21 protein-coding genes and 1 pseudogene are annotated in these 23,516 nt (G+C 47.2%); 16 read left to right on the forward strand and 6 right to left on the reverse strand.

Annotated elements, in window-relative coordinates; genetic code table 11:
- Positions 1-24 precede the first annotated feature (24 nt).
- On the forward strand, positions 25-2,115 hold the full coding sequence (locus H8S54_RS06370; protein WP_186901129.1) for an elongation factor G: 2,091 nt from the start codon (positions 25-27) through the stop codon (positions 2,113-2,115).
- Positions 2,116-2,228: 113 nt separating this feature from the next.
- On the opposite strand, the gene H8S54_RS06375 is transcribed toward H8S54_RS06370, so the two are convergent.
- The gene (locus H8S54_RS06375; RefSeq protein ID WP_186901130.1) at positions 2,229-3,785 is read right to left on the reverse strand and encodes an ABC-F family ATP-binding cassette domain-containing protein; all 1,557 of its coding nucleotides are present in this window, start codon (positions 3,783-3,785) and stop codon (positions 2,229-2,231) included.
- An 83-nt stretch (positions 3,786-3,868) separates the two neighbouring features.
- On the reverse strand, positions 3,869-5,617 hold the full coding sequence (locus H8S54_RS06380) for an Rqc2 family fibronectin-binding protein (protein WP_186901131.1): 1,749 nt from the start codon (positions 5,615-5,617) through the stop codon (positions 3,869-3,871).
- Between the two features lie 368 nt (positions 5,618-5,985).
- On the opposite strand from H8S54_RS06380, the gene H8S54_RS06385 reads away from it, so the two are divergent.
- The 7 genes from H8S54_RS06385 to H8S54_RS06415 all read left to right on the forward strand — a co-directional run bounded on the left by H8S54_RS06385 (position 5,986) and on the right by H8S54_RS06415 (position 11,843).
- Complete coding sequence (locus H8S54_RS06385) at positions 5,986-6,864, forward strand: YicC/YloC family endoribonuclease (RefSeq protein WP_021924698.1); 879 nt, start codon at positions 5,986-5,988, stop codon at positions 6,862-6,864.
- Between the two features lie 111 nt (positions 6,865-6,975).
- Entirely contained in the window at positions 6,976-7,248 is a 273-nt protein-coding gene (locus H8S54_RS06390; protein ID WP_021924697.1) for an extracellular matrix/biofilm biosynthesis regulator RemA family protein, read from the forward strand.
- Positions 7,241-7,867, forward strand: coding sequence for a guanylate kinase (gene gmk, locus H8S54_RS06395; RefSeq protein WP_173767538.1), 627 nt, complete (start codon positions 7,241-7,243; stop codon positions 7,865-7,867). The genes H8S54_RS06390 and gmk overlap by 8 nt, the downstream gene beginning before the upstream one ends.
- Positions 7,868-8,162: 295 nt before the next feature.
- Positions 8,163-8,510 carry a DNA-directed RNA polymerase subunit omega gene (rpoZ, locus tag H8S54_RS06400; RefSeq protein ID WP_021924695.1) on the forward strand — a complete coding sequence of 116 codons (348 nt, stop codon included), beginning with the start codon at positions 8,163-8,165 and terminating at the stop codon, positions 8,508-8,510.
- 1 nt (position 8,511) lies between these two features.
- Positions 8,512-9,849 carry a 30S ribosomal protein S12 methylthiotransferase RimO gene (gene rimO / locus H8S54_RS06405; protein ID WP_021924694.1) on the forward strand — a complete coding sequence of 446 codons (1,338 nt, stop codon included), beginning with the start codon at positions 8,512-8,514 and terminating at the stop codon, positions 9,847-9,849.
- Entirely contained in the window at positions 9,833-10,372 is a 540-nt protein-coding gene (pgsA, locus tag H8S54_RS06410) for a CDP-diacylglycerol--glycerol-3-phosphate 3-phosphatidyltransferase (RefSeq protein WP_021924693.1), read from the forward strand. Before rimO ends, pgsA begins: the two co-directional genes overlap by 17 nt.
- 202 nt (positions 10,373-10,574) lie before the next feature.
- On the forward strand, positions 10,575-11,843 hold the full coding sequence (locus H8S54_RS06415; RefSeq protein ID WP_021924692.1) for a competence/damage-inducible protein A: 1,269 nt from the start codon (positions 10,575-10,577) through the stop codon (positions 11,841-11,843).
- A gap of 182 nt (positions 11,844-12,025) precedes the next feature.
- On the opposite strand, the gene H8S54_RS06420 is transcribed toward H8S54_RS06415, so the two are convergent.
- The 3 genes and pseudogenes from H8S54_RS06420 to H8S54_RS19315 form a co-directional block, all read right to left on the reverse strand.
- Positions 12,026-12,298, reverse strand: a complete 273-nt coding sequence (locus tag H8S54_RS06420) for a hypothetical protein (protein ID WP_021924691.1) — start codon at positions 12,296-12,298, stop codon at positions 12,026-12,028.
- A 138-nt stretch (positions 12,299-12,436) separates the two neighbouring features.
- Positions 12,437-12,799 (reverse strand): hypothetical protein, encoded by a 363-nt coding sequence (locus tag H8S54_RS06425; RefSeq protein WP_186901132.1) that lies wholly within the window; start codon positions 12,797-12,799, stop codon positions 12,437-12,439.
- Positions 12,800-12,831: 32 nt separating this feature from the next.
- Positions 12,832-12,945 (reverse strand): annotated as a pseudogene (locus H8S54_RS19315) (DUF6783 domain-containing protein); the annotation flags it as partial.
- Between H8S54_RS19315 and H8S54_RS19320 the strand changes: the two are divergent.
- Both H8S54_RS19320 and H8S54_RS06430 read left to right on the forward strand, forming a co-directional pair.
- Complete coding sequence (locus tag H8S54_RS19320) at positions 12,904-13,014, forward strand: DUF6783 domain-containing protein (protein WP_317259478.1); 111 nt, start codon at positions 12,904-12,906, stop codon at positions 13,012-13,014. The pseudogene H8S54_RS19315 and the gene H8S54_RS19320 sit on opposite strands and share 42 nt — an antisense overlap.
- Entirely contained in the window at positions 12,998-13,150 is a 153-nt protein-coding gene (locus H8S54_RS06430) for a hypothetical protein (RefSeq protein ID WP_173767532.1), read from the forward strand. Before H8S54_RS19320 ends, H8S54_RS06430 begins: the two co-directional genes overlap by 17 nt.
- A gap of 143 nt (positions 13,151-13,293) precedes the next feature.
- On the opposite strand, the gene H8S54_RS06435 is transcribed toward H8S54_RS06430, so the two are convergent.
- On the reverse strand, positions 13,294-13,584 hold the full coding sequence (locus H8S54_RS06435) for a hypothetical protein (protein ID WP_021924689.1): 291 nt from the start codon (positions 13,582-13,584) through the stop codon (positions 13,294-13,296).
- A gap of 289 nt (positions 13,585-13,873) precedes the next feature.
- Between H8S54_RS06435 and H8S54_RS06440 the strand changes: the two genes are divergently transcribed.
- The 6 genes from H8S54_RS06440 (at position 13,874) to cls (ending at position 23,455) form a co-directional block, all read left to right on the forward strand.
- Positions 13,874-15,235 (forward strand): cell wall hydrolase, encoded by a 1,362-nt coding sequence (locus H8S54_RS06440; protein ID WP_186901133.1) that lies wholly within the window; start codon positions 13,874-13,876, stop codon positions 15,233-15,235.
- Positions 15,236-15,248: 13 nt separating this feature from the next.
- Positions 15,249-17,054 (forward strand): MutS-related protein, encoded by a 1,806-nt coding sequence (locus H8S54_RS18150; RefSeq protein ID WP_021924687.1) that lies wholly within the window; start codon positions 15,249-15,251, stop codon positions 17,052-17,054.
- A 436-nt stretch (positions 17,055-17,490) separates the two neighbouring features.
- A complete protein-coding gene (gene tyrS / locus H8S54_RS06450) occupies positions 17,491-18,720 on the forward strand; it encodes a tyrosine--tRNA ligase (RefSeq protein WP_117851978.1) in 1,230 nt (409 codons plus the stop codon).
- Between the two features lie 122 nt (positions 18,721-18,842).
- Positions 18,843-21,482 (forward strand): alanine--tRNA ligase, encoded by a 2,640-nt coding sequence (gene alaS, locus H8S54_RS06455; protein ID WP_117851973.1) that lies wholly within the window; start codon positions 18,843-18,845, stop codon positions 21,480-21,482.
- Positions 21,483-21,664: 182 nt separating this feature from the next.
- Complete coding sequence (gene rpsU / locus H8S54_RS06460) at positions 21,665-21,841, forward strand: 30S ribosomal protein S21 (RefSeq protein WP_004222305.1); 177 nt, start codon at positions 21,665-21,667, stop codon at positions 21,839-21,841.
- A 63-nt stretch (positions 21,842-21,904) separates the two neighbouring features.
- Complete coding sequence (cls, locus tag H8S54_RS06465; protein ID WP_243176667.1) at positions 21,905-23,455, forward strand: cardiolipin synthase; 1,551 nt, start codon at positions 21,905-21,907, stop codon at positions 23,453-23,455.
- The last annotated feature ends 61 nt before the right edge of the window (positions 23,456-23,516 follow it).

Genomic DNA, 23,516 nt, shown 5'->3' on the forward strand with positions numbered 1-23,516 from the left:
CAGACAAACAGGGAGGTATTACATATGGACGTTTTTAGAACTGACCGAATCAGAAATGTAGTCCTATTAGGTCACGGTGGGGCTGGCAAGACAACTCTGGCAGAAGCAATGGCATATCTGGCAGGCTTGACCAACCGTTTAGGCAAAGTGGAAGATGGCAACACTGTCAGTGATTATGATAAAGAAGAGATCAAACGACACTTTTCCATTACTACATCTGTGATTCCGGTCCCGTGGCAGAAGAACAAGGTAAACATTCTGGACACTCCCGGATATTTTGATTTCGTAGGAGAGGTCGAGGAAGCTGTCAGCGCTGCAGACGCAGCAATCATCGTAGTATCTGGTAAAGCCGGCGTACAGGTTGGTACCCAGAAGGCATGGAATCTGTGCGAGAAGTACAAACTTCCGCGTATGATTTTCGTTACCGATATGGACGTGGACGATGTCAGCTATCGTAAGGTAGTAGATCAGCTTACTGAGCTTTACGGCAAGAAGATTGCTCCGCTTCATTTCCCAATTCGTGAGGACGGCAAGTTTGTGGGATATGTAAACGTTGTGAAGCAGGCCGGAAGAAAATATATTGACAAGGGACAGAAGGAAGAATGTGCGATTCCTTCTTACCTGGATGAGTACCTTGAGAAATATCATGATATCCTGATGGAATCTGTAGCAGAGACCAGCGAGGAATTCATGGATCGTTACTTTGAGGGAGATGAATTCTCTGTAACAGAGGTTTCCGCAGCACTTGCAGCCAATATTCAGGAAGCAAGCATTGTTCCGGTATGCATGGGATCCCCGATCAATCTTCGCGGCGTATCCAACTTGCTGGATGATATCTGCGGATATTTCCCAAGCCCGGACAAACGTTCCTGCAACGGTATTTCCCAGAAAACCAATGAAATTTTTGAAGCAAATTACGACTTCGCCAAAGCGAAATCTGCATATGTATGGAAATCCATCGTGGATCCATTCCTTGGCAAATATTCCCTGATCAAGGTTTGCTCCGGTGTTATCAAATCCGATGATACCCTTCTCAATGTGGAGAAAGGTACAGAGGAGCGCCTGAACAAATTATATGTTCTTCAGGGTTCCAAGCCGATCGAGGTTCCGGAACTCCATGCAGGTGATATCGGCGCCATTGCCAAGCTGGTAAGCGTTCAGACTGGCGACAGCCTTGCTGGCAAAGCCAATCCGGTGCTTTATCCGAAGGCAATCCTTTCCACACCTTATACCTATAAGAGATTTAAGGCTGTAAATAAAGGTGATGAGGATAAGATTTCCCAGGCTCTGTCCAAGATCATGAGCGAGGATAAGACTGTTCGCGTTGAGAATGACGGTGCGAACCGCCAGAGCCTTATTTATGGCATGGGCGACCAGCATCTTGACGTTGTTGTCAGCATGCTGAAGGATCGCTATAAAGTAGACGTAGAGCTTTCCAAACCGAAGGTTCCGTTCCGTGAGACTATTCGCAAGAATTCTGATGTAGAAGGAAAGCATAAGAAACAGTCCGGCGGACACGGACAGTATGGTCATGTTAAGATGCGCTTTGAGCCGTCCGGTGATATGGAGACTCCATATGTATTTGAGCAGGTTGTAGTTGGCGGTGCAGTTCCGAAGAACTACTTCCCGGCAGTTGAGAAGGGACTTCAGGAATGCGTTCAGAAGGGACCTCTGGCTGCATATCCGGTAGTAGGTGTGAAGGCTACTCTTTATGACGGATCCTATCATCCGGTAGATTCCTCTGAGATGGCATTTAAGATGGCAACTATTCTGGCATTTAAGAAAGGCTTTATGGACGCATCTCCTGTACTCCTTGAGCCAATCGTTTCCATGAAGGTTACTGTTCCGGACAAATATACCGGTGACGTTATGGGCAATCTGAATAAACGCCGTGGCCGTGTCCTTGGCATGAATCCGGATCACAATGGAAATACTATCATTGAAGCCGATGTGCCGCTTCTTGAGATTTACGGATATTCCACAGATCTTCGCTCCATGACAGGCGGAAGCGGAGACTTCTCCTATGAGTTTGCACGCTATGAGCAGGCACCTGGAGATATCCAGCAGAAGGAAATCGAGGCAAGAGCAAGCAAGGTTGCTGCGGATGCTGAATAAATCATAAAATTATAAAAAACGTCGGAGAGTTTGGGTGAACCCTGAAAATCAAACTCTCCGGCGTCTTTTTTGTTATCTCATTCCTGGCTGTTGTTTGGAACTTTCCCAGCAGATCAAAGCACTTTCGTAGTCCATTTGCTGCAGTCCCATACTTGGGAAACTACATCCTGGTAAAACTCCGGTTCGTGGCAGATAAGAAGAACGCTTCCTCTGTATTCTTTCAGCGCTTCCTTCAACGCATCCTTTGCGTCCACATCCAGATGGTTGGTAGGCTCATCCAGAAGAAGTACGTTGGTCTCTTTGTTTACCAGCTTGCACAGGCGAACCTTGGCCTGCTCCCCGCCGCTGAGTACCCGGACCTGACTTTCAATGTGCTTGGTGGTAAGTCCGCATTTTGCAAGTGCGGAGCGCACTTCGTACTGGGTGTAGGATGGAAATTCTGCCCAGATCTCATCAATACAGGTGGTTTTATTGTCTCCCTTTACTTCCTGCTCAAAATAACCGATCTGAAGATTATCTCCTAATTCTCTGGTTCCCTTCAGTGCAGGAATCAGTCCGAGGATACTTTTCAGAAGAGTGGTTTTTCCGATTCCATTAGCACCTACCAGAGCAATTTTCTGACCTCTTTCCATGGAAAGAGTAAGAGGACGGGAAAGGGGCTCATCGTATCCAATTACCAGATCCTTGGTCTCAAAAATATATTTGCCAGGGGTACGTCCCTGTTTAAAATGAAATTCCGGTTTCGGCTTCTCGGCTGCAAGCTCGATCACATCCATTTTGTCCAGCTTTTTCTGTCTGGACATTGCCATATTTCGGGTGGCAACACGAGCTTTGTTTCTGGCAACAAAATCCTTCAGCTCACTGATTTCCTGCTGCTGACGGCGGTAAGCTGCCTCCAGCTGGGATTTTTTTACCTCGTAAACCTCCTGGAAGTGGTCATAGTCGCCTACGTAGCGGTTCAGCTCCTGGTTTTCCATATGGTAAACAATGTTGATAACATCGTTCAAAAACGGAATATCATGGGAGATGAGGATAAAAGCATTCTCATATTCCTGAAGATAACGCTTCAGCCAGGCAATGTGCTCTTCGTCCAGATAGTTGGTGGGCTCGTCCAGAAGAAGGATGTCCGGTTTCTCAAGAAGAAGCTTGGCAAGAAGAACCTTGGTACGCTGACCACCGCTTAAATCTGTAACATCACGGTCAAGCCCCAGATCCAGAAGCCCAAGTGCACGGGCAACCTCCTCCACCTTAGAGTCGATTATGTAAAAATCGTGCATGGTCATAGTATCCTGAATGGTTCCAAGCTCCTCCATAAGAGCTTCCATTTCCTCTGGGGAAGCTTCTCCAAGAGAATCGCAGATGGTATTCATTCGCTCTTCCAGCTCGAAAAGCCAGGAAAAAGCGGATTTCAGCACATCGCGGATGGTCATGCCCTGGGAAAGGACAGAGTGCTGGTCCAGATAGCCTACCCGGACATTCTTTGCCCATTGGATCTTGCCCTCATCCGGCATTAATTTGTCAGTTACAATGTTGAAGAAGGTGGATTTGCCTTCTCCGTTGGCGCCTACCAGGCCGATGTGCTCTCCTTTGAGAAGGCGGAAGGACACATCCTGAAAAATAGCTCTGTCGCCAAAGCCGTGGGTAAGGTGTTCAACGTTTAAAATACTCATAGGTTGCTCCTGTTCTTAGAATAATGTATGTTGTGCAGCAAACATTCCGGTTTGCCGCAAAATAAAATCTGCATTTGCCGCGGTTAGGATAATTGCTTGATTCCTGTAATATCCGGGGAAGCCATCAAAGAATAGTTGGTGTAATAAACCACAAATCCAGGCTTGGCACCGGCTGGCTTTTTCACATTTTTTTTCTGAAGATAGTCAATTTCCACCTTGGGGGCAGTGCGTCCCTTGGAATAGTAGGCGGCAAGATTGCCTGCTTCCTCGAAGGTGCGGTCCGGCAGGGTGCCGTCTTTGGTTTTTACTACGACGTGGGAACCGGGCATTTTTTTGGCGTGGAACCACCAGTCGTTTCCTGTGGCGAACTTGAAGGTAAGCTCGTCGTTCTGGTAGTTGTTTTTGCCTACATAAATATCGTAGCCATCGCTGGAAACATAGTGGAAGGGCTTGGACTTCACCTGCATTTTGGCGCCTTTTTTGTTTCCGTAATGGCGTTTTACGTAGCCGTACTCCATCAGCTCTTCCTTGATCTGGGAAAGGTCGCTTTCCTCAGTGGCAATATCAAGGGCATTGGAAATGGATTCCAGATGCTCGATCTCGCTGACTGTGTCTGCAATCTGAACCTCCAGGGCTTCCTGGGTACGCTTCAGCTTGCCGTAGCGGTCGAAGTATTTTTTGGAATTCTCCTGGGGAGTGAGGGTAGGGTCAAGGGGAATGGTGATTTCCTCTCCATTATAATAGTTTACAGCTTTAAAGGATTTGCATCCTTCTTCCAGGCCGTAGCCGTAGGCGTTGATCAGCTCGCCGTAGATCTTGTACTTGTCCTTTTTCTCTGTGTCCTTCATCTGCTTCTGCTGAATACTTAGCTTCTTGCGGTTGCGGTCAAGGGCGGTCTGGACGATCTTGCGAAGGTCCGCGGATTTCTGGCGGATGCGGGTGATCACGTCACGGGAAGCGTAGTAGGTTTCCAGCATCTCGGAAACGGATTCATACGTCTGGCTGGAGAAGCCTTCTCCATACTGAGCAAAAGGAAAAACGCCGTATTCTACAGGTTCATCTCCTTTGTATACAATAACAGGGGTAAATTCTTCCCTGCGGATCTGCTCCATCATACCGGAAAATTCCTGATATAATTTTTCACGGGCATTTTCCTCAAGGGCTGTGGCCTCATCATTTCCGTCAATGGAAGCGCGGTAGCAAAGCTCCTGTGCCATCACCGGGCTAAGACCGGTAAGAGTCTGGTAAAGAGCCTTGGAAATGGCGATAGATTTTCCGCAGACTTTTTCCATAAAGTCTTCTTTGGAAATGGTGAGCGGGTCCAGCTTGTCCTGAGTGTGTGGAATAAAGTAGGGGCGTCCGGGAAGAACTTCGCGGACGGAGCTTACGTTGCAGGATACGTGCTTGATGCTGTCCAGGATCATATTCTGGTCATCGCAGAAAATAATGTTGCTGTGCTTGCCCATCAGCTCCATGATCAGAACCTTGTGGCACACGTCGCCCAGCTCGTTGAGATGCTCCAGCTCAAATTCCACTACACGTTCCAGTTCCGGCTGGCGGATGGCTGTGATCCTTGCACTGCCGATGTGCTTGCGAAGAAGCATGCAGAAGTTGGGGGCAGTGAGGGGACTGATCCGGTTCTTGCCTGTGAAATAGATCAGGGGAAGGGAAGCACTGGCTGAGAGCAGCAGACGCTTCTGGCCGTTTGCCCCTTTCCCGGTGATGAGAAGCTCATCGCTCTCTGGCTGGGCAATCTTGTTGATGCGTCCGCCGGAGAGATTTTTATTTAATTCAGAAACCATTGCTGCAATGGTAATTCCGTCAAAGGCCATAGGAATAACTCCTTTCTATACTATGATGTTCGGGTCAAAAAGTCTTTTGCCCCGAACTTGATATCCACGAATTGCTCCGCTGCGAAGCAGCTCCCGCAATTCTCGAACATTCGGAATCCGCTGATTTACTACGTAAATCGCTACTTCCTTATGTTCGGCGGGTCCCAAGTTCAAAAGCCTTATCATGCAAGCATGACCGGCTTTTTGACCTTTTGCCCCTGATATCAGAATATATTATAACAGCAAAAAAATGATTTGACTAGGGTTTTGGAATGAACTATAATAAATCTGTATGCGTAGAAGTGATGTAAGCTGTTTGGGGGCTGACATCATTCGGAACAAAAATCAAAATACAGAAAGAGATTACTATGATAAAAAGCATGACCGGCTTTGGAAGAGCCGAGGTGATTACAAAAGATCGGAAAATCACCGTTGAATTAAAATCCGTCAATCACAGATATCTGGATCTGAGCATTAAGATGCCAAGGAAGCTTGGTTTTCTGGAGGGTGCTATCCGGAATCTTATGAAGACATATATGCAGCGAGGCAAGGTAGATGTATTTATTACCTATGAAGATTATACCTTAAGCTGTGGCGCATTGAAATATAATAAAGAGCTTGCATCTGAGTACATGGCCTATATCCGCCAGATGGCAGAGGAGTTTGGCATTGAGAATGACGTGAAGGCAGGGGCTCTTTCCCGTTATCCGGATGTTCTGACTATGGAGGAGCAGTCTGTAGACGAGGAAGAGCTTTGGGCAGTACTGGAAGGCCCCCTTCGCGAAGCCTGTGAGAAATTTGCCCAGGCCCGTGAAAGAGAAGGCGAGCATCTTAAGAATGACCTGATCACCAAGCTGGAGGCACTGGATGAGAAGGTGAACCAGGTGGAGGAGCGTTCTCCGCTGGTTGTGGATTCTTACAGAGAGAAGCTGGAAGCGAAGGTGCATGAGCTTCTTGAGGATTCCCAGATAGAGGATTCCCGCATTGCAGCAGAAGTGATCCTGTTCTCTGACAAAATCTGTAATGATGAGGAGACTGTGCGTCTTCACAGCCATATTCAGGGCATGAAGAGAATGCTGGAGGAGAAAGAGGGGATTGGCCGCAAGCTTGATTTCATGGCTCAGGAGATGAACCGTGAGGCAAACACGATTCTGTCGAAATCCAGTGACCTGGTGATTTCCAACATTGCCATTGATCTGAAAACCGAGATTGAGAAAATCCGTGAGCAGATCCAGAATATAGAGTAATGCCAGGGAATCAAGGCCAGCCGCATAGCGGCGGAGCAATCCGCAGGGTTACGGATTATGCAAAATACTTTTTGCGTAATCTTTCCTTTATATTGACAGAAGGGGGAAAACATGGCAAAATTAATCAATATCGGATTCGGCAATGTGGTGAATTCCCAGAAAATTGTAGCTGTGGTGAACCCGGATGCCGCACCGGTGAAACGAATGGTTCAGAGTGTGAAGGGAACCAATTCCCTTGTAGATGCCACCCAGGGTAGGAAGACCAAGTCCGTGATCGTGACATCTGACGACATTCTGATTTTATCTGCGATCCAGCCGGACACCATTGCCCGCAGATTTGCAGAGGTACACGATTTTGAAAGTAAGGGAGAGGGCCATGAGTAGAGGAGTTCTGGTAGTTGTTTCCGGTTTTTCCGGAGCAGGGAAAGGCACCATTATGAAAAGCCTGATGGCGAAATATGACAATTATGCGTTGTCTGTGTCTGCCACCACAAGAAACCCCAGGCCAGGGGAAGAGGACGGAAGAGAGTATTTTTTCCGCACCAGAGAAGAATTTGAAGAGATGATCCGTCAGGATCAGCTGATTGAATATGCCCAGTATGTTGAGAATTATTACGGCACACCTAAGGCCTATGTGGAAGAGCAGCTTTCACAGGGACGCGATGTGATCCTTGAGATTGAGATCCAGGGCGCGCGCAAGATCAAGAAGAAATTCCCGGAGGCAGTGCTGGTATTTGTGACTGCACCTTCCATGGAAGTGTTAAGAGAGCGTCTTGTGGGAAGAGGCACGGAGACTGCAGAAGTGATCCACCAGCGTCTTGCCAGAGCAGCACAGGAAGCGGAAGGCGTGGACGAGTATGATTACGTTCTGGTAAATGATCAGCTTGATGAGGCAGTGGACAGACTTCACGGCATCATCCAGAGCGAGCATTTTTCCATGAAGAGAAATCTGGATTTCATCCATGAGATCCAGGCGCAGGCAGCTAAATTTACAGAAAATTGAGATAGATTTGCAAACTGGTGCGTTTGACGTATATGTCCGACTGAGAGAGCAGGATGTAACTGTTCCTGTTAATTTATCTGATTTTTACAGTGGTGCTGCCAGCAGATATCAATTTGTTAATTTAGGTTAGGAACATGTTTTAAATAGAAACCGGTTCCCGGCCTTTATGATAAAATGTTACTATCAAGTAACGAGAAATTACGGCCGAAGCATGTCAGGAAAGGTTTTCTGGTATTTACAGAAACTGGTTCCTGCACGCTGCAAAGGCCCTCAAATTTGAAAGGAGTATATATATATGATCCATCCATCTTATTCAGAATTAATCGAAGCAATCAATACAAACAACGAGGACGATGACGAGAGCATGGTGCTCAACAGCCGTTATTCCCTGATTCTTGCAACCAGCAAGCGTGCACGCCAGCTCATCGGCGGAGCGAAGCCTCTTGCAGATAATGTAAAAGGCAAGAAACCGCTTTCCATCGCAATCGACGAGTTATATCACGGAAAGGTTAAGATCCTTCCGGGACAGCACGAGGAAGAGGATTTAAGAGAGATCGCAGGTCTTGCACCGGAGCAGCCGGCAGAGGAAGCAGCTGCAGAAGAAGCAACAGCAGAGACTGTTTCCCAGGAGAGTGCAGAATAATATGAAATTATTGTTCATTTCCCTTGGATGTGATAAGAACCTGGTAGATTCTGAGGAAATGCTTGGAATGCTGGCAGCAGACGGACATCAGATCGTGGACGATGAAGATGAGGCAGAGGTGATTATTGTAAATACCTGCTGCTTCATTGGAGATGCCAAGGAAGAGAGTGTCAATACCATTCTTGAGATGGCAGAGAAGAAAAAGGCAGGAACCTGCAAGGTCCTGATCGTCACCGGATGCATGGCACAGCGCTACAAGAAAGAGATTTCAGAGGAAATACCGGAGGTGGATGCAATCCTTGGAACTACTTCCTACGGCGATATTATCAAAGCTGTTAAGGAAGCTGAGGCGGGCAGGCACTTCGAAGAATACAAGAGCATTGATTTCCTTCCCAATATTTCCGGCAAGCGTATGCTGACAACTGGCGGCCATTTTGCATATCTGAAGATTGCAGAGGGCTGTGACAAGCACTGTACGTACTGTATTATCCCCAAGCTCAGGGGAAGCTACCGAAGCGTTCCTATGGAACAGCTGGTGAAGGAAGCACAGTCACTTGCCGAACAGGGCGTGAAGGAGCTGATCCTGGTTGCACAGGAGACTACTCTTTACGGCAAGGATCTTTACGGAAAGAAATCCCTGCATGTGCTTTTGAAAGAGCTTTGCAAGATTAAAGGAATCCGCTGGATCCGTATTTTATACTGTTATCCGGAGGAGATTTATGATGAACTGATTCAGACCATGAAGGAAGAGAAGAAGATCTGCCATTATCTGGATCTTCCTATTCAGCATGCCAGCGACCGCGTACTGAAACGTATGGGACGCCGCACCACCAAGCAGGAGCTTGTGGACATTATTGGCAAGCTGCGCCGTGAGATCCCGGATATTTTCCTTCGTACCAGTCTGATCAGCGGTTTCCCTGGAGAGACCCAGGAAGACCATGAAGAACTGATGGAGTTTGTGGACGAAATCGAGTTCGACCGCCTTGGTGTTTTCCCATATTCCGCAGAGGAGGATACCCCGGCAGCGACTATGGAGGATCAGATTCCCGAAGAAGTCAAGGAAGCCAGACGAGATGAGATCATGGAACTTCAGCAGGAGATTTCTCTGGAGAAGGGTGAGAATCGCGTAGGTCAGGTACTGACTGTTATGATCGAGGGCAAGGTATCCGGTGAAAGTGCGTATATTGGACGTACTTACGGAGATGCGCCTAAGGTTGACGGCTATATTTTTGTACAGACAGGCGAACTTCTCATGACCGGAGATTTTGCAAGAGTACGGGTTACAGGTGCTCTGGAGTATGATTTGATAGGAGAGCTGGAGAATGAATACACCGAATAAGCTGACTGTTGCCAGAATGATTATGGTACCGTTTTTTGTATTATTTATTCTGACTGGATGGGGCGGGGAAGCCAACCGTTATATCTGTCTTGTTATTTTTGCTGCGGCAAGCATTACAGACTGGTTTGACGGCAAACTGGCACGTAAGTATAATCTGGTCACCAACTTTGGTAAATTTATGGATCCCCTTGCGGACAAGCTGCTTGTTTGTTCGGCTTTGATCTGCATGATCGAGCTGGACCGCCTGCCTGCATGGATGGTGATTGTTGTGATCGCAAGAGAATTTATTATCAGCGGATTCAGACTGATCGCAGCTGAGAACGGAGTGGTAATTGCCGCAAACTACTGGGGCAAATTTAAGACTGCTTCCCAGATGGTGATGATCATTCTGCTGATTCTGAATTTTGGCGGAATTTTTGAGATTCTGACCAATATTTTTATCTGGCTGTCACTGGCACTGACTGTGATTTCCCTGATCACCTATATTGTGCAGAATAAAAATGTGATTTCCATGCAGGAGTAATCCTGTGCAGGAAAGCTTAGAGCGTGTTTCAAACACGCTCTAGAGCCTTTCTCAAACAGGCTGTAAGCCTAATATATTGTTGTTTTAATCTATATGACAGAACTTTGAAACCCAAGATTCATAAGATGATATGAAAAAGCCGCAGTTTACCCAGTAAATCAGCGGCTTTTGAAATAATCACAATCAGAAAAGAGGGATACAGATGATTGCAGAACTTGTAGCAGTAGGAACCGAAATATTGCTTGGCAACATTGTAAATACCAACAGTGCCTATCTGTCCGAGCAGATGGCGCAGCTTGGGCTGTCTGTTTATTATGAGACAGTGGTGGGAGACAATCATGACAGAATGAAAGCCGTGATTGCATCCGCTCTGGATCGCTCAGATGTGGTAATTCTTTCCGGCGGCCTTGGACCTACTGAGGATGACCTGACCAAAGAGGTCTGCGCAGAGGTGATGGGTTTGCCCCTTGAGGAGGATCCGCATTCCCGCAAGCGTATTGAGCGCTACATGAAAGAATATGAGAAAAATCACCCGGACAGACGGATCACAACCAACAATTACAAGCAGGCACAGGTACCAAAGGGTGCTCTTGTAATTGATAACCACAACGGTACAGCACCGGGACTGATCCTTGAAAAAGATGGCAAAACCGCTATCCTTCTTCCTGGACCGCCCAATGAGCTGATCCCTATGTTTGAGGAGTCTGTTTTCCCTTATCTTCGCAAGAAACAGCCGGAGATCATCTGCTCCCAGGTTGTGAAGATCTGCGGAATCGGCGAGAGTCAGGTCGCTGCGGATATTCAGGATATGATCGAGGCACAGACCAATCCTACCCTTGCTCCATATGCCAAAACCGGAGAGGTTCATCTTCGGATCACAGCCAAGGGTGAGGATGAGAAGGAATGTAAAAAGCTGATCAAGCCGGTGGTAAGAGAACTGAAAAGACGTTTTGGCAAAAATATTTTTGCCCTTGAAGCTGAGAAGACCCTGGAGGAATCTGTTGTGGATATGCTGCGGGATCAGGGACTGACCCTGGCTCTTGCGGAGTCCTGCACAGGCGGTGCCATTGCGGCGCGTATTGTCAATGTTCCAGGAGCGTCTCAGGTATTTACTCACGGTTTTGTTACTTACAGCAACCGTGCCAAGAGAAAATGTCTGGGCGTGAAGAAGTCCACTTTGAAGACAGAAGGTGCAGTTTCCGCGAAGTGTGCCAAGGAGATGGCAAAAGGCGGCTGCGCAAACTCAGATGCAGATATCTGCCTTTCCATTACAGGGCTTGCAGGCCCTGACGGCGGAACCAAGGAGACTCCGGTTGGCACTGTGTTTATGGGCTGCTGCTACAATGGACAGACCATTACCAGAGAATACCATTTCACCGGAAACCGGACCAAGATCCGCCAACAGGCAGTGGCAAGTGCGCTGGTGCTTCTTCGGGAATGCATCATGGAAGGCATCGAGAAAAATGACTAAAGGGATATGCCGACGATAAACGGAAGCTTCGTAGAGGAACAACACAGTCAGAAGAGACCGCAAAGGATAGAGCCTGGCTGACGATAGGCGGCAGTTTCACAGAGGAATAATGGGCTGTGGAAACATGGCTTATGAAAAAGGAGGACCAGGGGTTCACAAAGAATCCAGGGCCCTCTTTTTCCTTATCGCATCATTTTCATCAGATTTACCACCTGATCCAATTTTGCCCGCTCCTGGGGGCTTTTTCCCATTTTCAGCACTTCGATGATGGTATTGATCTCGTTGGGGTTGAAGCGAAGTCCTGCGCTTTTTCCTTTGGCAGCAGCGTTCATAATGAAGGGAAGCAGGTCGGAGGGGGATTTTCCTGCGCCCTGCTGTGCCATCTGCTGAAGCATGTCAAGCTTGCTTCTGTCCATTCCCGCAAGCTTTGGATTGTCCTGCCAGTTTTCTTCCAAAAAAATCACACCTTTCTGTCTGAGATAAAAATCCTGGACGGCAGTTGATTAGGCCTGCTTAATCCAATTTCTCCTGACGGCAGCCATGAAACATATTTGGGCAGGCGAATTCATGGATATGACCTATAATGACAGCAATTACTGCCGCTCCTCTTCACAGCTGTCCTCTGGCACAGTACTGTTCATCACCTTGATCATTTCTACCATAGCCATCATATTTGTAATCTGATCCAGAGTTCTTCTGGTATTTCCGAAGCAGTATTTGCGCAGGTCGTTGAGAATGTCTACAGGCTGTGAGGCGGAAACCGCCTGCATGCGCATAGGCTGCGCCTGGCTTCCGAAAAGATTTACAGCATTGGAAAATTCCTTTGCCTTGGCGTACAGGGAAAAAAGCTGCTGCTCCCTGGGCGGAAGATAAGGAATCAGTGCTTTTAAAAGCTGACCCTGGTCTGTTCCGACCATCTGATCCAATGCAGTCTGGGCAATAAATTCTGACTCCATAAAAATCCCTTTTCTAATCTATGTTTTTATTATTAAAATATGTCGGGAAACTGCCTTTTGACATATGTTATATTAGAGCGTGTTTGAAAAATCATTCCCGCAATCTGCACGCCCCACTTTGCGGTATATTTCACCCGAATTCGGTTGTCGTAGCCCGCGTGTTTGAAAATCATTCGTGGCATACCAGGAGGGATGATCATGAGAAGAGAAAATGAAAAGCTGATCATAGATGGAAACGCGATTTACGAACTGGATCTGGAATGCGTCCGCAGAAAGAACCAGCAGAAAGACAAAGAGAATGAAGAAAACCAGAGAAAGAAAAATGGCCGGATGTCAGGTCGGCACCAGTAAAAACCTGGAAGGAAAAATGAAAAAATGAAATAAAAGAGAAAACGATTGCTGAAATTGCTTCGGCGGAGAACAGGAAAAAATCCGAAGCGCTTATGAAAAAGGGACAGAGGCCCCGCGCCTCTGTCCCGATTTGCAATGTCACATCAGCATCCGCATCCGTTTCCTAAGCCGCCGCAAAGGAGCAGAAGGATAATGATGATCCAGCAGCAGTCACCATTTCCGTTGCCGCATCCGTTGTTGCATCCGAAACCGTTTCCGCCGCATGCGCAAAGAAGAATAATGATCCACAGAATGTTGCATCCGCAGGAGCCATTTCCCCAGTTGGAAAGTCCGCAGCCGCAGCCATTGTCATTGCCGCATCCACATCCGTTGTTGCATCCGCATCCGGATCTTTCCTCACCACAGCCACAGTTTGTTGCAGCTAAATCACTCATGCCTGAAACCTCCAGAAAATGTTTACAGTTCATCATATGGAAGGGACAGCTCCTGTGTGACAAAGCAGTTGACAGAAAAACAAAAATTAGCTATAATAATTATGAATTTAATATTTTTGTAATCTTTGCAACAAAATTGACACATTCATTTGCCAGAAAGTAACAATCACAGTGAATGTGAAGGTATTGAACAGTTACCAATCACACATTGGGGGTAGAGTGTGCGGCTCCGGGGGGAAAATTGGAGGCACGCTCATGGGGAGTGATTGAAATGGAGAGGACATCTGTTATGAAAAGAGAGAGTAAAAAAGGAAACTGGTTTTCTGTACTGGCGCTTTTGGTTCTGCTGGTTCTTCTTGCCATGCCAATGACATCAAAGGATGTACAGGCTGCTACAGCTGGATTTAAGACCATAAACGGCAAGACCTATTACATAACATCAAGCGGTGCCAAGCACAAGGGCTGGCTGACCCTGAAAGGAAGGAAATATTATTTTGATGCCAAGACGGGCGTTCAGCTAAAGGGCTGGCAGAAAGATACGAAAGGAAGAAACGTCCGCTATTTTACCAGAGGCTCCGGTGCAATGGTCACTGGATTTTTGAAAAGTTCCACCGTTACCAGGTATTTTAATCCTTCCAACGGAAGAATGGTTCGCGGCTGGCTGACCCTGAACAAAAAGAAGTATTATTTCACCAGTGGTTCTGGCGCAATGATAAAAGGTCGCTGGCTTACAGATTCCAAAGGCCAGAAACGTTATTTTAACAGCAATGGTACCATGAAAACAGGCTGGTATAAAGATTCCAAAACCAAATACAGCTATTATTTTAATACAAGCAACGGAATTGCCTACACCGGACTGAAGAAAATAAGCGGAAGCTACTATTATTTTTCCAAGAAAAGCGGCGTGCGCTATGAGAAGGGCTTTGGACATGTAGGTTCCAGACATTATTACTTTAACCCAAGCAACGGTAAGGCTCAGACCGGCTGGCTGACCCTGAACGGAAAGAAATATTATTTCAATACTTCTTCCGCTGTTATGTACATGAATACCACTGCTGCCATCAGCGGCAAGACCTACGTCTTTGACAGTAATGGAGTGGCAACAGAGAAACAGAGCAGTACGACCACAGGCAGCACTTTCACATGGTATGACCAGAAGCACAAACGCAATTATACCATTCTGAGTCAGTTTAATACACATACCGGAATTGCAAATGGAGCAAAATCCAATCTTGACATTCTGGCAGCTGTGTGCGAGACAGAAGCAGGAGATCAGGGACTTGCAGGCATGAAGGCAGTTGCCCTTACCGTTCTGAACAGAACCCTGGATGCAGGTTTCCCGTCTGACGTTCGCTATGTGGTTTATCAGAAAGGACAGTACTCCGTAGTCACAAACGGTTCCCTTCAGAAACGTCTCAACGGACAGTTTGAGGACCGCGCAAGTGCCTACAAGGCAGCACAAGAGGCTCTTAACAGCTTCAATGCTTACGTGCTCAAAGGAACCGCCCGCAAGGTAAGCGGCATGAAGGCCAAGGATTTCAACTACAAGTATTTCATGATGAATTCTGCTTTCGCGAAACAGCCCTTAAATTTCGATAAGGTTGTATATGAAGTTTACAAGGATCACACATTCTTTGTAGACTGGGTATAAGAGAGGAGAAAGGATGAATCCCTATTTATCCGCGATCCTGACAATAGCAGGCTTAGTCCTGCTATTTGTTTTATGGATCTTTTATGAGAATCGAAAGATCAAAAACAACACCCTGGAGCGGATCCGCAGAAACTGGGGAAAGCCCTCCAAAAGACAGTATGAAGCAGGAGACCTGGAGCAGATTTCCCATTATTTTCGCAGAAAAGAAAAAGAGGGTTTTGTTATAGACGACATTACCTGGAATGATCTGGATATGGACCGCCTGTATAAAATGGTGAACCAGACTGTTTCCTCACCGGGAGAGGATGTGCTTTATGATATGATGCGGCGTCCTGTATTTTCCAGGGAAGAACTGGAGGAACGGGAAAAGCTGGTGGAGTTTTTTTCCTCTCATACAAAGGAACGGGAGGAAATGCAGCTGCATCTTTCCAAGGTGGGAAAAACAAGGCTGGGTTCCCTGTCCGATACGGTGCTGGCCTTAAACAGTTCTCCTAAGGTGAAAACAGGGATCCATGTATTCATGCTGACATTGATCCTGCTGGATCTGGCTGTGCTTCTCCCTTTGAATCCGCTGGTGGGATTTTTCATATTTCTGGTGCTTATGGTGGCGAACATTACCATTTATTATACGGGAAATGACAGAAGCCTGATTGAAGCCTATCTGGACTGTTTTACCCATCTGCTTCGCATGCTTTCCGTGGCGGAAGAGATGAAGAATGTAAAATGGCCAGAGGTAAAAGAGCAGATGGAAGCCATTGCGGAGGCGAAAGCAGCCTTTGCAGGACTTAGCCGCAAGTCCTTTTTCCTGACCAGCAAAAATACGGACGGAGGGGATCCCTCCCAGATCGTGATGGAGTATGTCCGGCTTCTGACGCATGTGGATATTCTGGTGTACAACAGTCTGCTGAAAGAAGTACAGGGAAAAACGGAAGCGATTATGAAGCTGATTGACAATATTGGGGAACTGGACGCCTGTATTTCCATTGCCTCTTTCCGGGAAATGCTTTCTCTGTGGTGTCGGCCGGAGTTTGTGGATGGACATCAGAAAAAGGAAAGTTCCAGGCTCCAAGAGAAAGCACATGATACCTGGAAAGCTACCGGGATTTTGGAGAATAGGGCGGATGAACATACCTGGACTGCTTCCCGGATCCAGATGCAGGTGGAGGACCTTTACCATCCTTTACTTACAGAGGCGGTTGCCAACAGCTTCCAGGTATCCGGCGGAACCCTTGTGACTGGCTCCAACGCATCCGGCAAGTCCACCTTCCTGAAAAATGTGGCCATGAACAGCATTCTGGCCCAGACTCTTGGAACCTGCACCTGCTCTTCTTACCGGGCACCTTTTTTGAAGGTGATGACATCCATGGCTCTTCGGGATGATATAGAAAGCGGAGAGAGTTATTTCATTGTGGAGATCAAATCCCTGAAAAGAATCTTGGATGAGAGCAAAAAGCCAGAGCCGCTTCTTTGTATCATTGATGAGGTACTAAGAGGAACCAACACCATCGAGCGGATTGCGGCCTCCTCCCGGATTCTGGCAGCGCTGCACCAGAACTGGGTGATTCCTTTTGCGGCAACCCATGATATTGAGCTGTCGTACATTTTAGAGGACTTGTATGACAACTATCATTTCGAGGAAGAAGTAAAGGAAAAAGAAGTGGTATTTTCCTATATCCTGAAAAAAGGACGGGCGACCTCGAGAAATGCCATCCGGCTTCTGGATATGCTGGAGTATGATCTGGGAATCGTGGAAGGTGCGGCGAAAGCAGCCAGAGATTTCGAAGAAAAAGGCGTGTGGGAGTCCTTGAAGCCTGTTTGAAAAAGTATCTTTATAATTGCTGTAATACGTTAAGTTGTGAAAGCATCCTGGTAAATTCCTTGACAAAAACAGACAGCCTTTGTATACTTGCAAGTATTAAAAGACAAAGGCTTTGAAGGGAACAAGTAGCCGTGGGAAGAGCTTACAGAGAGCTGCCGGATGGTGAGAGGCGCATGCAGAACCCCAGAGAAGAATACAGGCGAATACATCCCGGAGCTTTGCACCGAACGGTTTTCCTGTGATAAAGGAATGCAGGAACGTACCAAGTAGGCTGCAACGGAGTGGCATACGTTATCATGCCGGGGTGATTGATACAGTCACTTATCGAGGCAGGAAGTGCGAGCTTTCTGTGAATTTAGGTGGTAACGCGGGACCCGGTTCTCGTCCTAAAGGGACAAAAGGAACCGGGTATTTTTTTATTCAGGAGGAAAATAACATGACAGTTTGGGAAGAACTGAAAGCCAGAGGGCTCATCGCCCAGGTAACAGACGAAGATGAGATCAAGGAAATGGTAAACAACGGTAAGGCCACCTTCTATATTGGATTTGACCCTACCGCAGACAGCCTTCATGTAGGACATTTCATGGCACTTTGCCTGATGAAGCGTCTTCAGATGGCAGGAAACAGACCAATCGCCCTTCTTGGAGGCGGAACCGGTATGATCGGTGACCCATCCGGAAGAACCGATATGCGTCAGATGCTGACCAAGGAAACCATCCAGCACAATATCGACTGCTTCAAGAAACAGATGGAGCGTTTTATTGATTTTTCCGATGGCAAGGCACTCATGGTAAACAATGCAGAGTGGCTGATGAATTTGAACTATGTAGAGCTTCTTCGCGAGGTTGGCGCCCACTTTTCCGTCAACCGTATGCTGACTGCTGAGTGCTACAAGCAGCGTATGGAAAGAGGCTTAAGCTTCCTGGAATTCAATTACATGATCATGCAGAGCTACGATTTCTACATGCTGTACCAGAAATACGGCTGCAACATGCAGTTTGGAGGCGATGACCAGTGGAGCAACATGCTCGGCGGTACAGAGCTGATCCGCCGTAAGCTTGGCAAAGATGCATACGCTATGACCATCACCCTTCTTCTGAACTCTGAGGGCAAGAAGATGGGCAAAACACAGTCCGGCGCTGTATGGCTTGATCCGAATAAGACCTCTCCATTTGATTTCTATCAGTACTGGAGAAATGTAGATGACGCAGACGTGATCAAATGCATGAAGCTTCTTACTTTCCTTCCGTTAGAAGAAATCCAGGAGATGGAGAAATGGGAAGGCAGCCAGCTGAATAAGGCAAAAGAGATCCTTGCATTCCAGCTGACCGAGCTTGTTCACGGAACTGAGGAAGCAAAGAAAGCAGAAGCAGGGGCAAAGGCCCTTTTCGCAGGCGGAGCAGACACAGAGCATATGCCAACTACTGAGCTTGCAGCAGAGGATTTTGATGAGGAAGGAAACATCGACCTGATCAGCCTTCTTGTAAAATCCGCACTGGTAACCACCCGTTCCGAGGGAAGAAGAGCCATCGAGCAGGGCGGCGTTTCTGTAGACGGCGAGAAAGTAATGGACATCAAGCATGTACTTTCCAAGGATGCCCTTACAGGTGACGGCGTTGTCCTCAAGAGAGGAAAGAAGAAATTCAATAAAGTATTTACAAAATAATTTTGACCGTAATAAAGATCTATGATATCATATAGACTATGCAAGCATTTCCGGTGCAGCAGCTGCGGCTTCTGCACCCAAAGAGGAAATGCACTTCTTTATTGCGTAGGAGGAGATTTGAAATGAAGAAATACGGAGTAAACGAACTTCGAAAAATGTTTCTGGATTTCATGGAGAGCAAGGGACATCTTGTACTGAAAAGCTTTCCATTGGTTCCACAGGGCGATAAAAGCATCCTGCTGATCAACGCAGGAATGACACCACTGAAACCATATTTCACAGGAGCAGAGAAACCACCGCGTACAAGAGTAAGTACCTGTCAGAAATGTATCCGTACAGGCGATATCGAGAATGTAGGTAAGACAGCACGTCACGGTACCTTCTTCGAGATGCTTGGAAACTTCTCTTTTGGAGATTACTTTAAGAGAGAAGCTATCCACTGGTCCTGGGAATTTTTAACAGAGGTAGTTGGACTGGATCCGAACCGTCTTTACCCGTCTGTATACCTTGAGGATGACGAGGCTTTCGATATCTGGAACAAAGAAATCGGAATTCCGGCAGAGCGTATTTTCAAATTCGGCAAAGAGGACAACTTCTGGGAGCATGGCGCAGGTCCATGCGGTCCATGTTCAGAGATCTACTATGACCGCGGAGAGAAATACGGCTGCGGCAAGCCAGGATGTACAGTAGGATGCGACTGCGACCGTTACATGGAAGTATGGAACAACGTATTTACCCAGTTTGAGAATGACGGAAACGGCAACTACACAACCCTGAAGCAGAAGAACATTGATACCGGTATGGGACTTGAGCGTCTGGCAGTTGTTGTCCAGGACGTAGATTCTATTTTCGATGTAGACACCATCTGTTCCCTTCGTAACCTGGTAAGCAAGATTTCCGGCAAGGAATACGGCGTACACCATGAGGATGACGTTTCCATCCGTCTGATCACAGACCATATCCGTTCCGCTACATTCATGATTTCCGATGGAATCATGCCGACCAATGAGGGAAGAGGATACGTACTTCGCCGTCTGATCCGCCGTGCAGCAAGACACGGAAGACTTCTTGGAATCGAGGGCAACTTCCTTGCAACCTTAAGTGCAGAAGTGATCAGCGGTTCTAAGGACGGATATCCGGAACTGGAAGAGAAAAAAGAGTTCATCTTCAACGTTCTCACCAACGAGGAGAATCAGTTTGGCAAGACCATCGACCAGGGACTTCGCATCCTGGCAGATATGGAAGAAGCTATGAATGCAGCAGGAGAGAAGACTCTTTCCGGCGAGAACGCATTCAAATTATATGACACCTACGGATTCCCTCTTGACCTGACCAAGGAGATCCTTGAGGAAAAAGGCTATGAGATCGACGAGGAAGGCTTCAAGGCTGCTATGGATGAGCAGAGAGAGAAAGCACGTTCCTCCCGTGAGGTAACCAACTATATGGGTGCTGACGCAACTGTATATGACCAGATCGACACCTCTGTAACCACAGAGTTTGTTGGATATGACCACCTTTCCTTTGAGTCCCCGGTTACTGTTCTCACAACAGAGGATGAGATCGTGGATTCCCTGATGGAAGGCCAGAAAGGCACCATTTTCGTAGAGAAAACACCTTTCTACGCTACCATGGGCGGACAGGTTGGAGATACCGGCGTGATCGAGACTGCAAACGGCAAATTTGTTGTGGAAGATACCATCAAGCTTCGCGGCGGCAAATTCGGCCATGTAGGACATATGGAATCCGGCATGATCTCCAAGGGTGAGACTGTTTCCCTGAAAGTAAACGTTGCCGCAAGAAAAGACATCGAGAAGAACCACAGTGCAACACACCTTCTTCAGAAAGCCCTGAAAGAGGTTCTTGGTTCCCATGTAGAGCAGAAAGGTTCCCTGGTAACTGCGGACAGACTTCGTTTTGACTTCGCTCACTTTACAGCTATGACACCTGAGGAGATTGAGAAAACAGAGAAAATCGTAAATGAGCAGATCCAGGCTGGCCTTGAGGTCCACACAGACATCATGGGCGTTGAGGAAGCAAAGAAATCCGGCGCTATGGCACTGTTCGGCGAGAAGTATTCCCAGAAGGTACGTGTGGTATCCATGGGCGATTTCTCCAAAGAACTTTGCGGCGGTACCCACGTTGCAAACACAAGCTCCATTATGCTGTTCAAGATCGTATCTGAGTCCGGTATCGCTGCAGGCGTGCGCCGTATTGAGGCACTGACTGGCAACGGCGTTCTGGAATACTATAAGAAACAGGAAGCACTTCTTCACGAGGCTGCTAAGGCTCTGAAGACCACTCCTTCTGAGATGGTTGAGAAGATCGCACACCTTCAGGGTGAGATGAAAGCTCTTGCAAGCGAGAACGAGTCTCTGAAGAGCAAGCTGGCTCAGGGATCTCTTGGGGATGTTATGAACCAGGTTGTGGAAGTAAAAGGCGTGAAGCTTCTTGCTGCCAAGGTAGAGGGCGTTGACATGAACGGACTTCGTGATCTTGGTGACCAGCTTAAAGAGAAGCTTGGTGAGGGCGTTGTAGTTCTTGCAGCAGTGAACGAGGGCAAGGTAAGCCTTCTTGCAATGGCTACGGATTCCGCACAGAAAGCAGGAGCACATGCGGGCAACCTGATCAAGGCAGTGGCAGCTATCGTTGGCGGTGGCGGCGGCGGCCGTCCGAACATGGCTCAGGCCGGCGGAAAGAATCCGGAAAAAGCAGATGAAGCCATTGCAGCAGTTGCCGGAATCCTGGAAGGACAGCTTCACTAGAAGATCTGTTCATAACTGCACCCTGGCCTGCGGGAAATTCGTCAAAATTTTTTGTAAAATTAAACCAAAAGTTGTTGACGAACCCCGACTGTATGATATATAATAATGTTCGTGCAAGAAAAATACCCAGACAGTTGTATTTTAGCACAATCTACAACTGGAGGGAGGTTAGGTGTGAGTCTATGTCAAACGTTATCGTAAAAGAAAACGAGACTTTAGATAGCGCTCTTCGCAGATTCAAGAGAAGCTGCGCAAAAGCAGGTATCCAGCAGGAAATCCGCAAAAGAGAGCATTACGAGAAACCAAGCGTTCGTCGTAAGAAAAAATCTGAAGCCGCAAGAAAACGTAAATATAATTAATTGTGCGCAAAAATCCCTGGCTGCATTCAGTCAGGGATTTTTAAATGAGGGAAAGAAAGACTTATGATGATTCTGAAGAAAATTGCCAAGCTTCTGTTTAACCGGATTTTTTATGTGGTATTTGCGATGGCAGTACAGCTTGGCTGGCTGCTGACCATCTTTCTCCGCCTTGCAGGCTATTCCAGATATATGTCTATCGCGTTGGATGCAATCAGTATTCTTGTGGTTCTGGTGATTGTAAACCGAAAGATCAATCCCTCGTATAAACTGGCCTGGACCATGCTGATTTTGTGCCTGCCTGTATTTGGCCTTGTTCTTTATCTGGTATTTGGACGTTCCAGAATTGCGGCTTATATGCAGGAGCGGTTTAATGATATGCTGGCGAAATCCAGCAATCTTTTGCAGACAGATCCTGACCTTCATGAACAGCTAAGAATGGAAGATGCCTCTGCCTGCAATCAGTCGGACTATATATATCGGAATTCCGGCTATCCTGCCCATGGAAACACCACAGCGGAATATTTCCAGGTGGGAGACGATATGTTCCCGGTTCTTGTGAAGGAACTGGAGCAGGCGCAGCATTACATTTTTATTGAATATTTTATTATCCATGATGGGGTCATGTGGAGAACCATTCTGGATATTCTGGAGAAGAAAGTTAAGGAAGGGCTGGACGTCCGTCTGATCTATGATGACATGGGCTGTCTTACCACACTTCCTCATAAATATTATGAAACCATGCGGGCGAAGGGCATCAAGTGTCAGGTGTTCAATCCTTTCCGTCCGATCCTGAACATTATCCAGAACAACCGTGACCACAGGAAATTCTGTATCATTGACGGTTACGTGGGATTTACAGGCGGGGTGAACCTGGCAGATGAGTACATTAACCAGAAGGAGCGCTTCGGCCACTGGAAAGATACAGCTGTCATGCTGAAAGGCGAGGCAGTCTGGAATATGACCGCCATGTTCCTTCACATGTGGAATGTGGTAACCAATAATCGCCAGGACAGCAGCCTGGAGGAATATCTGCCCCATGTATGGCACCCGGAGGTTTTTGAGGGGGATGGATTTATCCAGCCTTTCTGCGATTCCCCTTTGGACAATGAGACAGTGGGTGAGAATGTTTATCTGAACATCATCAATCGTGCCAGAGATTATGTGTACATCTGTACGCCCTATCTGGTTATCGACAATGAGATGATGACTGCCCTTTGCCTTGCGGCGAAGAGCGGTGTGGATGTGCGTCTGATGACACCGGGAATTCCGGACAAGAAGCTGGTATTTCTTCTTACCCAGTCTTACTATGAGCAGCTGCTTGAGGCTGGGGTAAAGATTTATGAGTATCAGCCGGGATTTCTTCATGCAAAGTCCTTTGTGTGCGATGATGAGATTGGCGTGGTGGGAACGATTAACCTGGATTACCGCAGCCTTTATCTTCACTTTGAGGATGGAGTGTGGATTTACCGCAACAAGGTGATCGGGGACATTAAAAAAGACTTTACAGATACCCTGGATTACTGCAATCCAGTGACACTGGAATTCTGCAGAGGCAGAAATATTGCAGTGCGGGCAATGCAGAGCATACTGAGATTGTTTGCGCCTATGTTGTAAATGATTACTGTGAAAGTCCCAGATGGCAGCCAACATGTCCATTTTATAAGAAAAAATGGGT

Source organism: Blautia segnis (genome assembly GCF_014287535.1).
Taxonomy (GTDB): domain Bacteria; phylum Bacillota; class Clostridia; order Lachnospirales; family Lachnospiraceae; genus Blautia_A; species Blautia_A acetigignens.